Consider the following 14,565-nt stretch of genomic DNA (forward strand, 5'->3'; position numbering starts at 1 on the left):
CGACGGGACGTCACGCGGCGAGCGGCCGGTCCTCGGCCAGCAGCCGCCTGATGTCCCGTACGGCCGCGCGTCCCGCCCGGTTGGCGCCGACGGTGCTGGCCGAGGGGCCGTAGCCGACGAGGTGGATCCGTGGGTCGGCCGCCGCGCGCGTTCCCTCGACCCGTATCCCGCCGCCCGGCTCGCGCAGCCGCAGTGGCGCGAGATGGTCCAGCGCCGCCCGGAACCCGGTCGCCCAGAGGATCACATCGGCGTTCACGCGCCCGCCGTCCCGCCACTCCACCCCCTCCGGGGTGATCCGGTCGAACATCGGCCGCCGGTACAGCACCCCGTCCTCGAGACCCTTGCGGATCGCGTCGTTGAGGGGCAGGCCGGTGACAGAGACGACGCTGCGCGGCGGCAGCCCCTGGCGTACGCGCTCCTCCACCAGCGCCACCGCGGCCCGCCCCACGCCCTCGTCGAACGGCCCCTCGCGGAAGACGGGCGGCCGCCGGGTCACCCAGGTGGTCGCGGTCGCGTACGGGGCGAGTTCCAGCAGGTGCTGGGTGCCGGAAGCGCCGCCCCCGACGACCACGACCCGAAGGCCCGCGAACTCCTCGGGCCCGGCGTACTGGGCGGTGTGCAACTGCCGCCCGCGGAAGGTCTCCTGGCCGGGGTAGCGCGGCCAGAACGGCCGGTCCCAGGTGCCGGTCGCGTTGATCAGCGCGCGCGTCGACCAGTTGCCGTCCGAGGTCTCCACGAGCAGGCGCCCGCCGTCGCCCTCGCGGACGGCCCGCACGTCGATGGGCCGCCGCACACGCAGGTCGAATGTGCGCTCGTACCGGGCGAAGTACCCCCGGATGACCTCGGCCGACGGCCGCGCCGGATCGGCGTCCGTCAGCTCCATCCCGGGCAGCGCGTGCATCCCGTGCACCTTGCCGTACGTCAGCGAGGCCCACCGGAACTGCCATGCGCCGCCCGGCCCGGGGGAGTGGTCGAGGACCACGAAGTCGCGGTCCGGCTCGAAGCCGCTGCGCCGCAGGTGATAGGCGCTGGACAGTCCTGCCTGACCGGCGCCGATGACGACTGCCTCGACCTCGCGTGTCGCGTTCACGCCTCGACCAACAGACGTCCGGCCGCAGATCTTCCCGCGGAGCCGCGGAGCCGCCGAATCGAGGAGCCGCGGAGCCGGCGCGCTGCCGATCCGCCGCGGGCCCGGGCGGGGGCGCACCCCCCTCTCCACGGTCGTCGGTGCCGAAACGACCGCGCCGTGGGGTGGGGGACCCGGCCCATGGGTCAGGATGGGGGCATGTCAGATGCCTTCACCACCCGCATGCTGCACGTCTCCACCGGCTCCCGGGAGCGCGTCGTGGACCTCACCGGGGACTGTGAGGAGTTCCTGCGTGAGGCGGCGGCCGGCCGCGACGGTCTGCTGAACATCTTCGTCCCGCACGCCACCGCCGGAATCGCCATCATCGAGACCGGCGCCGGCAGCGACGACGACCTGCTCACCGCCCTGCACGCGCTGCTCCCCGCCGACGACCGCTGGCAGCACCGGCACGGCAGCGCCGGCCACGGCCGCGACCACGTCCTGCCGGCGATCGTCCCGCCCCACGCCACCCTGCCGGTGATCGGCGGCCGCCTCGAACTGGGCACCTGGCAGTCGGTCTGCCTGGTGGACACCAACAGGGACAATCCCGAGCGTCAGGTGCGGCTGAGCTTCCTGGGCTGAGCAAGATCGTCCTGGGTGTGGCCGCCAAATCTCAGTACGCAACCGGGGGCGGCGTTCTCCGGCCTCGGTCGTGGCAGTGGTGACTGCGGCTCCGACGTCGCGATTGCCGTAGAGCAAGGTGCGGGAAACGGCCGCGCGGCGGCCGACGGCGGCGACGCTGACCTGGGCGCACTCGGCTCAGGACCTGCTCAGCCACTGAAGCCGTCCGTGCCGCCGTACCGTGGTCCCGACCGGGAGTTCCGGTCCGGCGGCGGGCTCCGTTCAGTCCTCGGGCCGCTCGGACGCCAGCAGCTCCCGGAGTTCGTCCATCGCCTCCCGGAGCCGGTCGGCGAACGTCCGCATCTGCTCAGCGACCGCCCTCGGCGTGCTCAGGTAGAGGTTGAACCGCTCGGGAAGCAGCACGTACGCGACACCGATGCACTGGCTGCTGGTCGACCCGAAGCCGAAGTACTGGATATTGACGGACGGCGCGGAGCTCGTGCTCAGGTAGTCGTCCCGCATGGTCAACCAGCCCGGCGTCCGGTACAGCGCGGGCTGCTCGGTCACCCCGAGCTCGGCCCCGCGCCGGCGCTGGATCAGCTCCAGCTCCCACAGGTGCTGCTCCGGCACCTGCCCGGCCTGGCACGCCTTCGCGCGCGCCACATGGGCCTCGGTGGCTGCCCGGAACGCGGCGCGCCGGGCGTCCGCGTCCGCTGCCGGGTCCTCCATCGCCGCCACGAAAGCCACCATCTCGGTGGTGACGACGCGCATCGCCTCGGTCCGCCCGTGCCGGTACTGCCGGGTCGCGATCGACTCGTACGTGGCACCCAGGTGCCCCTTGGCGCGCTGGTGGGCGAGCTGATAGGCGGCTTGGACGAACGCGTCCGGTGAGACCCCCAACACCTTGGCCGCGCTGCTGCCGAAGTCCGCGAACGACAACGTGCTGGTGGCGGTGTTCTCCCCGTACGCCGCGAACGCGTCGGCGGCGGAGCGCGCCTGGTCTCGCAGCGCGTCGTCCAGTTCGAACACGATCCGCTCCAGCGCCGGCATCCCCTGGGAGCGGGCTCCGGACTGCCGGGACTGCTCCTCGGCCGGAGTGTTGAGCAGGGCGTCGGTGAAGGTGAGGATCGTGGTCCCGTCCAACTCGCAGTGCTCCACGTTGATGCCCGCCCGTCCGTCGGCGAAGACGACGAAGGACACGGCCTTGTCGAACCAGCGGTTGCCGTGGTCGCCGTACAGCAGCTGGTCACAGGCCTCCTGGACGTCCGCGGGGGCGAAGTCCTCCAGAGCGACGCAGAACAGCGCGGTCTCGACATCGTCAAGTGCGTCGGCGTTGCGGGGGTGGCAGGCGACAAGGGACTCCCGGGCGGCCGCCCACTCCGCGCGGGCCATGGTGGTCAGGTGGCCCACCGAGGTGTCCGCGCCGGCCGGGTCGGCGCCGGCCTTCATCACGGCGCCCAGTCCCGCTTCGATGTCATCCAGGCTGTGCGGGACACCGTCCGGACCCAGCACGTCCAGCCGGAACATGCCGCCCCGGAAGAACACCACGACGTGCCGGGCCTCGGACGGGCCCGGCCACTCCTCGGTGTAGGGGGCGCGGACGGTGTCCTGCTGCACGCCGGGGATACGCGTGGTGGAGAACAGAAACTTGTTCTGCACCATCGACTGAGGTGCTCCGCGCTGCACCACCGGTGGAATCAGCCCTTGATCGAGCTGCCGCTTGTAGTTGAGGGCTCCGGCGACGAGCCCGGCCGCCCGCTCCACCTGCGCCTGGCCGGAGTCCTGGAACAGGAAGAAGAAGTTTGCGTTGAGTGCGATCCGGTCCCGGCGGCCCAGGTATCGGTACGGCCAGAAGGTGTCGAGCCAGCTGTGCACGCCCTCCGTGGCCTCGTATTCCTCCAGCGCGGCATGCAGCACCCGGCCGGGGCCACCGGGGCGGAGGAAGGCGGCAACCTCCGCCTCGGTCGCCGTCCGCTCGTCGGCGGTCAGCAGCGGCGTACACCAGGCGAGAAAACTCTCGCAGCTGGCATCCAGCGTAGGCAGCGGCACGCGCGGGAGGCTGTCCTCCTGGGCGAAGGTCGCGTTGCCTGACGCATCCTGACTGATCTTCAACTCTGCACTCGATTCGGATCGTCGGTACCTGTGATGTCGTACGGCCGGGAAAGGTAGAGCTGTGCGTACAGCCAGCCTTCCGCCTCCAGACCCCGTGGATCCACCCCTGCGGCCGACATGCTGTCGAGCACGAGCGCCTGCTCCTGCGGGGAGGCGAACCGCCGCTGTCTGAACACCCCGTCGACGCGGACGGTCCGGTAGCCCAGACTCGCCAAGGCGCGCTCGACGGGGTCGAACGGGAACATCCGCAGCACGAAGTGCGCCATCCAGGGCCGGCGGATGCCCTGTGTTCGGACTACTCGCGTGAGCGTCCGCTCGGTGACGTAGCCGACGCAGCCTGTCGAGATCACCAGGTCCGTACCCGAGAGCTGGGCGCGCTGTCGCGGTGTGGGCTCGTGCTCTTCCAGGTCGGCTTGCACCGCGTCGTCGAGGAACCCGGCCTCAAGACCGTAGGACAGCGCGCTGCCGGAGGTGTCGAGGCCGACGAAGCGGATCGCATGCGGGGGTTGGCGCGACCGGGCCAGCTCCCGGTCGCGGGCCAGCAAGGCCTCGCGGCTCTCACCCGCACGCTCCTCGTCGCCGTAGCGCGCGTACAGCTCGTCCATGGTCGCGTCGTACTTCAGCAGGGCGGCATTGGTTCCGTACGAGCAGCCGATGTCCAGCACCTTCGGCACCGCGACGTGCCGGGACTCCCGGTACTCCTTGATGATCTTGGAGAAGTAGGGCTTGGCCTGCTGCGGAACGCAGTAGTCGAGCGGGCGCAGCACCCTGAAATAGGTTCGCGGATCGGGCTGGTCGTAGATGTGGTCGAGTGAGACTTTTCCGGTCACGTCGAAACGCACAGGGCTTACTCCTCCGTGGGATCGCGCAGGGGGAAACGGCCTACGGCGACTACGCGTTCTCGCCGCCCGCTAGTCCAGGAGCCGGTCGCCGCGGACCGCCCGGCCCTCGGCCGCCAGGTGCTCGGGCAGCACCCGGCCGAAGAGCTGCCGGGTCCGTTCCACGCTCCCGATGACGCCGGGGCGCTCGCTGTAGGCGAATATCGCGGAGTGGCGCGCGACCTCGCCGCGCACCGGGCTCACTCGGTGCAGCGAGTAGCGGCCTTTGAACAACTGGAGGTCACCAGGTTGCAGGGGGAGGCGTCGGGTCAACCGCTCGCCCCGGCCGTCCACTACGTCCCGGACGTCGTCGAAATTCTCGTCCTGCGCGGTCCGAATGTTCGGGCAGTACTCGAAGACGCCGCCGGCCTGCGCCTGCTGGGTGAGCATGCTCACGGTGAACTCGTTGGTGTCGAAGTGCCAGGGGTGCTCCATGCCCGGTGCGATGACGTTGAGAACCAGTCCGGAGAGCGGGTCCGCCAGCTCGTGCAGCTCCGGCAGTTCGAAGCAGTGGGCGATGAAGTGCCGGAATGCCGTGTTGGAGTAGAGCCGGCTGATGAGGGATTCCGCGGGGATGCGGTCCCGCGCGACGAACGCGTTACCCCGCTCGAAGATCTTCCGGCCCGGATGGTCCTCCGGCAGTGCCGAGTCCACTGCGATGTTGTAGACGTTCACCGTCTCGGTGTCGTGGTGCGCCCGGGGGGCGATGGCCGAGCACTCCTGCCGCAGGACATCGCGCAGCGACGGGCGAATGAAGTCCGGCAGCACGGTGCATCCGAGAGTCGACAGATCGCGCCGGGCACGGGAGACCACGGCCTGTCCCCGGGCGCTCGCGAGTTCCGACAGGGGGTAGTGAGCCGTGTCGACTACCTGATCAAGCGTCAGGGCTTCGAAAGAGCGCATTCGATCCTTTCCGCGGGCGGGCCGCCCCTCTGGCCGATTCCCCCCACTGGCCCGCGTTTCCGCCTCTTGCGCACACAGGGGACGAGCGACGCGATCCGTGCGGTCGGCCGGACCTCACGCTCGGCTCTTCAGTAACTAGGCTGGCAGAAGGGGCACTTGAAGTTCCCACAGTGGTGCAGTGTTGTCTGTATGTGACGCGTCACACTGCCCGACTGTGCGTTCCAGCGGGCCGCGCGGGTTCGGCACGGGCCATCTCGACGCTGACGACGTACGCGGCCGAGCGGGCCGGCAGCGCGGTCTGCCAGCCGTATCCAGTCCCGACCTCCAGGACCTGTGCGTCTCCGGTGGGGCCGAGAGCGGAGACCGTCATGGCGATCAGCGAGGGCCGGATGGTCACCTGCCCGTGGGGCAGCGGAACGGGCGTGTCCCGATAGGCGGACGTTGCCTCATCCGCGGGGACGAACTCCGCCCAGGGGACGGCTCCGTACAGCCTCCAGGAGACGGGCGTCTGTCACGCCCACGGCGTGGGCCGCGCGGACCAGGTCCTCAAGGGTCCGTTCATGGGCCATGGGAACGCGGGGCTGTGGAGGTGGCGTCGGCGGCCCCGGTTGTGGTGCGTTCCAGAAGGCCACGCGGCGTGATCCGGGAGGCGTGGCGCGTCGGCGTCAGGGCGGGGTCCCCGGGTCGGCGTACCGCAGCAGGACGCCCCACGCCCTCGTACGGCCTCAGCTCGCTCTCCGGCACGACGACCAGCTCGGCACCGGTGCCGACGAGGGCCTCGTCGGCGCGTTCCACGCGCGGGGCCCGCACGCCGAAGGACATCAGCTCGCGTCGGTCAGGGCAAGCTGAGTGGGCCGGGGGCCCGCCCAGAGCCGCAGCGAAGACCCTGGCGACCGGTTCAGCAGCAGTGCCGCGACCTGGCCACACTGGACACGGGACAGAGGTTCTTTCTCTGCCGCGAGTGCGAGTCCGTCTGGGACCTGGAGCACGACCTGCATGAGGAGGTTGGCGGACACCGGCAAGGACAACCGCGACTGCAAGGTCAGGCTGAGTTTCCTGAACTGATGCATGCGGCGGGCCGTGATGTCGAGTTCCGGGTGCACCGGATGCCCCTGGGGTCCCTCTTCTGGGTGAGTTGCGGCATATGCGGACGTACGCATGGAAATGTCGGGGAGGTCGCAACCTCCACTTGGAAGGATCGCCGCATATGCGTTTCGGTACCGCCCTGACCGCCGCTGCGGGTGCCCTGACCCTGATCGTCACGCTGCCCTTGTCGGCTTCAGCGGCCACCGGCAGTTTCCAGTACTCGTACACCGGCTCGGACGGCACTCGGCACGTCGCCACTCTGACCGATCCGAAGAGCGGGGAGTGCATCGACCTGCCCGGGGCGACCGGCGAGCTGCCCGCCTATGCGCCGGCGAACAGGACGGACGCCACCGCCACCGTCTTCGAGAGCGCGGACTGTGAAGGCGACACCTACTACGTCATGAACCCCGGCAAGGTGCTGGGCGACCGTCTCAAGCTCCGCTCGGTCGCCTTCTCCTGACATCAGCCCCTAGGAACATGCCGCCTGCGCCGTCCTGGCGTGGGCGGCGTACAACGGAATTGAGACCTGGGGCGTGGTCTCGGCACTCACCTCTGGCCGGTGGCGAGGAGGGCGAGAGTCTTGGGCCAACCCTCCGAAGGCCGGCACGACCGGGTGGCGGGGAGTGCCGGGGCGAGGCAGGAACAGCTCTCCGACGACCTTGCCACGGGCCAGGGTGAGCGTCCGGTGGCTGACCCCCTTGGCCTCCCGGGGGAGAGTGCAGGGTGTGGCACGGCCGCGCAACAACCCCCCTCGGCCCCGCGTCGACCACAGGGCCGTACCTTGCTGTGGGCGCGTCAGTCGGGCCACGCTGCGGTGCACAGTGCGCGGTCCAGTTCCTGTGTGTAGTGGGACGCGGCCAGCCAGGCGTGGGCGAAGCGGTCGAGGTCCGCTGGGAGCAGGCGGCCGAAGACGTCGCGGGTGCGGTCCGCGGCGGCGGTGTGGAGTTCGGTCAGGAGGTCGCCGGCCGTTGCCAGTCCCGCACGGGACAGGCGTCGGGCGTCGGTGGCCGCGTCGCCCGGCAGGGAGAGCACGCGGCGGCCGCCGGAGACCGCCTGCTGGATTCGGCGGCGCAGGAGGTGGACCGGCGCCTCGTCCGGGGTCGGAACCGGCCGGGCCGGGGAGGCGGGCGCTGAGGGCAGGTCGGCGCGCCGGAGCCGGTCGAGGCCCAGGTCGACCCGGGTACCGGCGAGTGTCGGGTGCTCGGTCGCCAGGAGTTGGGCCCGGGGGTGCGAGGCCGGTGTGAGGCGGGCGACGATCCGGAGCCGGCTGCCCCGGGCGGCTGCCAGCAGTCGCAGGTTGTCACGGTGGGGGAGGGCGGGGTGGTCGTGCGCGGCGGTCAGCCGCAGGACGGCACCGCCGCACTCGGCGAGCAGGCAGTCGCCCGCCGCCTCCGCCGCCGTACCGCCAAGAGTGACGTCCAGGAACAGCAGATCGTGACCGCCGGTGAGGGCACGCGCGATCTGCTCGGCCACCGGCTGCGCCCACAACCGGGCCAGCGGTTCCTCGCGCCAGTCGGCCCCGGACGCCCGGACCGCGCGGACACCGGCACCCGCCCCGAGCCGTCCGGTGGGGGAGACGGTGGCCCCGGACACCGCGAGGCCCGCCCGTGCCAGTTCGCGGTGGGTCAGGGCCGTGTCACCGATCCGTACGGCCCGGTCGGCCGCGCCCGTCGCCCGTCCTGCGCCACCCGGAGCCACGTCGGACACCTGGTACAGCCGGCCCTCGGCATCGGCGGTCCAGGTGACGGCGCCCGCGTAGCCGCTCGCGGTGAGCACCGGCTCGGAGAAGAGGCCGTACAGCCGCAGCGAGCCGCCCGGACGGTACGGCTGCCGCGCGGTGCCGCGCAGCCCGGCCAGTTCGGCGCCGGAGGCGTGCGGGACGCGGTGGGCGACGGAGAGGACGTCTCGCAGGCCGGCCACGAGGTCGGCCACCCGGTACGCCGGGTCGGCCGCACGGGCCGCGCGCAGCGCGGTGACCACGGACACGGCCGTGGCGGCGACCCGGTGCAGTCCCGCGAGCCGGGCGGTGTGCGCGGCGCGCAGCAACTCCGCCTGGAGCACCCCGCCCGCCCCGTCCGTACCGGCTTCGAGCACGGCCGACCCGGCCATGTGCACCGCGCGGGCCGCGGCGCACTGCGCGGGCGTGGCCGTCTCGGGCTCCACGGCTTCCTGTATTTCGGACGAACCAGGCATCGGTTCAGGGGAGTTGACGCCTTCCGCGATCGGGGCCGCCGAGGCGGCGGCTGCTCGGTGGAGGCAGTCCGGGGCCAGCAGACAGCCGCAGCGGACGGCGTCCGCACTGGTCACCGTGCCGTCCGGGGCGTGCAGTTCGACGTGAGTGTCGTCGTCCACGGCGATGCGCACCGTGTCGCCGTCGCGGACCACGGGACGGGCCGCCAGCTTGGCGATGCCCGCGTCGAGGCGCTTGCGCAGCCTCGGGGAGAGCGCCGCGACGAGTTCGGCGGTCACGGACGGGGCGACCGGAGGCAGATCCGGGCTCATGCGATCTTCTCCCCTACCCAGCGGGCGAGTTCGAGCGGACTGAGAGCGGCCACCGGCATGCCCGCGGCCACCAACTGGCCCGCGACACCGGTCGAGTAGCGGGGGCGGCCGGAGTCGTCGAGGCTCGCGCAGCCCAGCACCTGGCAGCCGGCGCCGACCAGGGCGCGCACCTCGGCGAGCAGCCCGCCCACCGGGTAGCCCTCCTCGAAGTCGCTGACGACCACGACGAGCGTGCGCGAGGGTACGGTGACGAGTTCGCGCGCGTGCCGCAGCCCGGCGGCGATGTGCGTACCGCCGCCCACCCGGACCTCCAGCAGCAGCGAGAGCGGGTCCTCGACATGGTCGGTCAGGTCGATCACCTCGGTGGAGAAGGCCAGGAAGTGCGTGGAGAGCGTGGGCACTCCGGCCAGCACCGAGGCCGTGAGCGCCGCCCAGATGGTGGACGCCTCCATGGAGCCCGACACGTCGGTGACCAGGATCAGCCGCCAGTCGGCCGCCCGCCGGGCGCGGCTGCGGAAGACGGGACGCTCGGGAATCACGCGGACCGTGCCGTCCGGCAGACGGCGAGCGGTGGCCAGGTTCGCCCGCAGGGTGCGGGGCAGGTCGAGGCCGCCGCCGGGTCGCCGGCTGGGACGCGGCAGGGTGCTGCCGTGCAGGGCCGGGCGCAGGCGGGTTGCCAACTGCCTGGTCAGCGCCTCGACCAGACGCCGGACCAGTGGACGCAGCGCGGCCAGCCGGGCCTCCGGCAGGCCGCCCGCATGCCGGAGCACTGCGCGCAGCAGGTCGACGGAGGGCCGGGCGCTGTCCGGGTCCAGCTCCGTCAGCACGTCCTGCCGGCCCGTGGCGGCGGCCGCCGCCAGCACCTCCTCGCGGATGCCCGGCCCGAACAGCGCGGCCAGTTCCTCGGACCACTGCCGCACTCCGGGGTACGACGCCTCACGGCCGCCACCTGTCCCGGCCATGTCTCCCCGGCTGCCCTCGCCGCGCCCGCTGCCGTACAACTCGTCCAGCGCGGTCGCCAACGGCCGTGCGGAAGCGTGCAGTCGGTCACTTCGCCGCCCCAGCACCAGCCGCCACCGGTCGACCGGGGCGAGCCGCACGGCACCGCCCGGCGCGGAAGGGGCCGACCGGTCGGTGGTCTTGGGGGCGGGGGGTGAGGTGTCGGGGCGGGGGCCGAGGGCAGTGGTTTCGGAATGGGTGACTCGGCCGGTGGGTGAGCCGGGTGAGCCCGCCGTGGTTTCGGCAGCGGTGGGTGGGCCGGCCGTGGTTTCGGGGTCGGTGGATCGGCCGCTTGATGGGCCGGCCGTGGCGTCGGGGGCGGTGGATCGGCCGGTGGGCTGGTCGGCCGGGGTTTCGAGGTCGGCCGGGTGAACGGGTTTCGTGGCCGGGGTGCGGTCCGGGGGCAGGAGGCCGAGGGCGGCCAGGGTCTCGCGGGCCGCGAGGTCGGCCCGGGTCCACAGGGCCAGGGCGACGGGATCGATGCCGTCCGTGTCGGCGGGACGTTCTCCGTCCAGGCGTTCCTCCACGGCGGACAGGAGCCGGTCGCGGGCGGCCGGGCTGAGCGTGTCGAAGCCGCCGCGCAGGGCCGGGAGCCGGTCCAGGAAGTCCCGGTCGGACAGCTCCGTGACCCGGTTCAGCAGCGGTTCCAGCGCGGGCGCCGCCGACTCCAGCAGGGGCCCGGCCGCGGTCAGCAGACCGGTCAGGCGGGCGGTGAGGGCCGACCGGGATCCGGGATCGCAGGCACCGTCGACCCAGGAGGCGACCCGGTCCCCGAACACCCCCGCCTCCTCCTGCCCAAGGAGCACTTGTACGGCCCCGGCGGCGCCGCGCATCAGCGGGGAACCGTCGGCCGCCAGGCGGGCCAGCGCGTCCGTGAGCCGGATGCCGCCGAGCTGGTCGGCGCGGTGGGCCAGCTCCAGCAGGGCGTGGGCGTCGGCCGGGTCCTCGGCTCCGGTGAGCCCGTCGACCTGACGCACCGCGGCGGCGGTCAGCACCTCGGCGACGGCCGCCGCCCGCGTCGTACGCTCCTCGTCCTTGCCCAGTCCGGCGATGTGCCCGGCCCGCAACCGGTCCAACAGGGCCAGTCCGGCAAGGAGTTCCGGCAGGGTTCCGGAGTCGGGCAGCACCTCGCCCGCCTCGGTCAACCGCTCGTCCGCGAGTCCGGGCAGGCCGCACTCCGCCGACTGTTCCAGCCCGAGCAGGGTCTGCGCGGCCGTGGGGCCGCCCTCGTCCAGTTCCGTGCGCCGGCGCTCCCGCAGCAGGCCCTCGACGGCCTGGGCCGGGGTGACCCCGCGCACTCCCGCCGCGGTCAACATGGCCGCCGTGGCCGGGGTCCAGCGCACCTCCCAGCGCGAGGTCAGCGCGTCGGCGCCGCCCGTGCCGGTCACCGCCCTGGGCTCGGCGTAGGGCACCGCGCACACCGCCAGGCGGCGCAGCAGGAGTTCGCGGCGCCGGTCCGGATCGGAGCGGAGCGGGTCGAGGCGCAGGTCCCTGGCGGTGCCGGGGTTCTCCGACGGTCCGGGCAGACCCAGCGCGGCCAGCTCCTCCTCGACCGCCGGTGCCAGCCCGCTGCGCGGCGCGTCGGGTGTCGGCCGTCCGGTCCGCGTCCCGACGAGCACCCGCTCCATCGCGCGGGCGACGGCCCTTCCGCGGCCGTACGGCTCGCCCTGCGCCAGTACCGTCTGCACCGCCTCGACCAGTTCGCCACGGCCCGCCGCGGGCAGCCCCCGCAGCCGGGCCAGGTCACCGGCGAGCCGTGCGATCTCCCGCGCGTCGGCGGGGCCGGACGGATGCCCCAGCGCCCGCAGTTCGGCGCAGACCCGTACGGCGGCCCGGATCAGCGCCTCCTCCAGCGCCTGCGGGTCACCGGCCGCGTCCAGCACCATGTGCTGCCACTCCGGATCGCGGATACCGGCCGGGTAGCCCGAACGCTCGTCCAGCAGTGCGTAGTTGTAGGGGATGAGGGAGGTCGTCCAGACCGGGGTGGCCGTCCGTGCCTCCGCCGTGCCGTCGCCGTCGGTCCCTTCGTCTTCCGCGGGAGCCAGCAGCGCGGGGGCGTGGAACGCGCCGACGACGACCGCCGCACGCTCCCCGCGCGCCGTGGCCGCGGCGAGACGCGACCGCATCCACCGCTCCCGCCGCAGATCCAGCTCCGGTACGCCGCCCGAGGCCGCCGCCTCCTGCCGCAGCGCCCAGCCCGTCAGCAGCGCGGCCCGCCGCAGCGCCTCCGGCGTGGAACCGGGGGCGGCGGCCTCGACCAGCCGGTCCCACAGGTCGTCCCCGGGGCGCCCGGTGAGGCGGGAACGCAGGGCCGAGGCGATGCGTGTCCGGTCCTGACCACCGGGATCCGCGCCCGCACCCGGCGCAGTCGGGGACGTCACGGGCGTCTCGGCGTCCTCGCCCGCGCCCCCAGCCCAGGCGCGGTCCGCCAACGGGAGGTCGCAGGTGATCACCGGAACTCCGCGCCGGGCGGCCCAGCGTACGGCGGCCAGTTCCGGCGAGAAGTCGGCGAAGGGATAGAAGGCCGGGCCGCCCGCACCGCTCCCGTCCCCGGGGGCGGCGGCGAGGGCGACCGGCGCCCGGGTCTCCTCATGGGCGAGCCAGGGCAGCCACTCCTCCAGCTCGGAGGGGAGTTCCACGAGCACCACGTCCGGCTCGGCCGCCTCCAGCAGGGCGGGCACGGCCGCGGCCAGGGAGGGCGCGTGGTGCCGTACGCCGATGAGGCAGGGCGCCGCCGGATCGGTCAGAGCGGCGACGGCCGCCTCGGGGGAGTCGAGGGCGATGACCGCCGTGGCGACCGGGCCGTCTGCCTCGGCACCCACGGCACGGGAGTCGTGCGTGGCACTGGTCGCCCTCCTGGAGTCGGCCGCGCCGGCCCTCTTGACGCGGGCGGCGTACCCGGCTGCGGACGCCTCCGCGGCGGCTCGCGCTGGAGCGGCCGTGTCGGGCGAGTCGTGCCCGGGGACTGCCGCCTCGGACGAACCGTTCGCGGAGGCGGCGGGGCCGGCGGAGGCAGCGGGGCCGGCGGGGCCGGTGGAGTCCGGTGCCGTGGCTGCCGGGGCAGGGGCTTCGTGGGGCACGGTCGTCAGCCCTCCAGGACCGTGCGCAGGTCCCACAGCGTGCGCCAGGTGGCCGAGCCCTGCTCGGCACGGCGCCGGACCGGCCCGTCCCAGTAGCCGCGCAGCCGCGCCGCGTCCGCCGGGTCGTCCTTGCGTACGACCCCGAGAAGGTGGCCCGGCAGCAGCCCGAGGACATCTCGGTCCCCCGGGAAGTACGCGGCAGCCAGCCCGAGCGCGCCCGCCACCGCGACGGCCTCCGCCGTACTCAGCACCGTGGACGGCCGCTCCACCTCCCAGCCTTCCGCCGACCGGCCCTCCCTCAGGTCGCGGAAGACGGTGACCAGGGCCTCCAGCACCGCGTCGTCGACCTGGAAGGGCGCTCCCGCCTGCTCCACCGAGGCCCGGGCCTGCGCGCGGACCAGGGCGGTCTCGGCGTCCAGGTCGGCGATGGGGCCGACCGTCTCGAAGTTGAAGCGGCGTTTGAGGGCGGCGGACATCTCCGAGACACCCTTGTCCCGCAGGTTGGCGGTGGCGATGAGGTTGAAGCCGGGCGCCGCGTGTGCCAACCCGTCCTCACCGCCCGCCAGTTCGGGGATGGCGATGCGCCGCTCCGACAGCAACGACACCAGGGAGTCCTGCACCTCGGGCAGACACCGCGTGACCTCCTCGACGCGGGCGATCGCGCCGCGGGTCATCGCGGTGAGCACCGGCGACGGCACCAGCGCCGGCCGACTGGGCCCCTGGGAGAGCAACAGGGCGTAGTTCCAGCCGTACTTCAGCTGGTCCTCGGTCGTACCCGCCGTGCCCTGCACGACCAGCCCGCTGGTCCCGCACACGGCGGCCGACAGCAGCTCCGACAGCATGGACTTGGCCGTGCCGGGCTCGCCGACGAGCAGCAGGCCCCGCTCCCCGGCGAGCGTGACGACGCACCGCTCCACCAGCGCGCGGTCACCGACGAACTTGCCCGTGATCTGCATCCGCCGCGGCACCCCGTCCGGTGCCGCGGCGTCCTCGGGCAGCCGCAGCGCCCGGCCGCCGCTGCCCATCACGAACGTGACGACGGCCCGGGGCGTGAGCTGCCAGGCGGGCGGCCGGGGACCGGAGTCGTGGGCCGCGAGGAAGGCCAGTTCGGTGGCGTACCGGTCCTCCGGCGGGACGATCTGGCGGCTGGTGTCGGGGGCGAGGACGGTCGTCATCGGGGGCAGTCCTTCAAGGAGATACGGACAAGGAGACACGGACGGACACGGACGCGGTGCGGACGGGAGCGGCCTGAAGAGCCGTGGCCCGGCGGTGCGCGGGCCGGAGACCCACGGCCCCGGCGGAGCCCGGGGTGGTGGCG

Annotated in this window: 11 protein-coding genes; 3 read left to right on the forward strand and 8 right to left on the reverse strand. The window is 73.4% G+C overall.

What is annotated here, in order from left to right; translation table 11 throughout:
• Positions 1–10 precede the first annotated feature (10 nt).
• On the reverse strand, positions 11–1,090 hold the full coding sequence (locus tag ACZ7FF_RS17285; RefSeq protein ID WP_470813034.1) for an NAD(P)-binding domain-containing protein: 1,080 nt from the start codon (positions 1,088–1,090) through the stop codon (positions 11–13).
• A 195-nt stretch (positions 1,091–1,285) separates the two neighbouring features.
• On the opposite strand from ACZ7FF_RS17285, the gene ACZ7FF_RS17290 reads away from it, so the two are divergent.
• Positions 1,286–1,708, forward strand: coding sequence for a secondary thiamine-phosphate synthase enzyme YjbQ (locus tag ACZ7FF_RS17290; RefSeq protein ID WP_470813035.1), 423 nt, complete (start codon positions 1,286–1,288; stop codon positions 1,706–1,708).
• Between the two features lie 261 nt (positions 1,709–1,969).
• Here the strand turns inward: ACZ7FF_RS17290 and ACZ7FF_RS17295 are convergent, their stop codons facing one another.
• From ACZ7FF_RS17295 to ACZ7FF_RS17310, 4 genes are all read right to left on the reverse strand, one after another.
• Complete coding sequence (locus tag ACZ7FF_RS17295; protein ID WP_470813036.1) at positions 1,970–3,736, reverse strand: choline/carnitine O-acyltransferase; 1,767 nt, start codon at positions 3,734–3,736, stop codon at positions 1,970–1,972.
• Between the two features lie 59 nt (positions 3,737–3,795).
• A complete protein-coding gene (locus ACZ7FF_RS17300) occupies positions 3,796–4,641 on the reverse strand; it encodes a class I SAM-dependent methyltransferase (protein WP_470813037.1) in 846 nt (281 codons plus the stop codon).
• Between the two features lie 69 nt (positions 4,642–4,710).
• A complete protein-coding gene (locus ACZ7FF_RS17305) occupies positions 4,711–5,580 on the reverse strand; it encodes a HalD/BesD family halogenase (RefSeq protein ID WP_470813038.1) in 870 nt (289 codons plus the stop codon).
• A 199-nt stretch (positions 5,581–5,779) separates the two neighbouring features.
• Positions 5,780–6,070: a protein-L-isoaspartate O-methyltransferase family protein gene (locus ACZ7FF_RS17310; RefSeq protein WP_470813095.1), complete on the reverse strand. Its 291-nt coding sequence runs from the start codon at positions 6,068–6,070 to the stop codon at positions 5,780–5,782.
• A 161-nt stretch (positions 6,071–6,231) separates the two neighbouring features.
• On the opposite strand from ACZ7FF_RS17310, the gene ACZ7FF_RS17315 reads away from it, so the two are divergent.
• Both ACZ7FF_RS17315 and ACZ7FF_RS17320 read left to right on the forward strand, forming a co-directional pair.
• A complete protein-coding gene (locus tag ACZ7FF_RS17315) occupies positions 6,232–6,429 on the forward strand; it encodes a hypothetical protein (protein WP_470813039.1) in 198 nt (65 codons plus the stop codon).
• 358 nt (positions 6,430–6,787) lie between these two features.
• Positions 6,788–7,126, forward strand: coding sequence for a hypothetical protein (locus ACZ7FF_RS17320; protein WP_470813040.1), 339 nt, complete (start codon positions 6,788–6,790; stop codon positions 7,124–7,126).
• 335 nt (positions 7,127–7,461) lie between these two features.
• On the opposite strand, the gene ACZ7FF_RS17325 is transcribed toward ACZ7FF_RS17320, so the two are convergent.
• The 3 genes from ACZ7FF_RS17325 to ACZ7FF_RS17335 all read right to left on the reverse strand — a co-directional run bounded on the left by ACZ7FF_RS17325 (position 7,462) and on the right by ACZ7FF_RS17335 (position 14,422).
• A complete protein-coding gene (locus tag ACZ7FF_RS17325) occupies positions 7,462–9,168 on the reverse strand; it encodes a hypothetical protein (protein ID WP_470813041.1) in 1,707 nt (568 codons plus the stop codon).
• A complete protein-coding gene (locus ACZ7FF_RS17330; protein ID WP_470813096.1) occupies positions 9,165–12,950 on the reverse strand; it encodes a vWA domain-containing protein in 3,786 nt (1,261 codons plus the stop codon). Before ACZ7FF_RS17330 ends, ACZ7FF_RS17325 begins: the two co-directional genes overlap by 4 nt.
• 302 nt (positions 12,951–13,252) lie before the next feature.
• Positions 13,253–14,422, reverse strand: a complete 1,170-nt coding sequence (locus ACZ7FF_RS17335; protein WP_470813042.1) for an ATP-binding protein — start codon at positions 14,420–14,422, stop codon at positions 13,253–13,255.
• Positions 14,423–14,565: the final 143 nt, after the last annotated feature.

Source organism: Streptomyces sp. NPDC037126, from assembly GCF_055605965.1.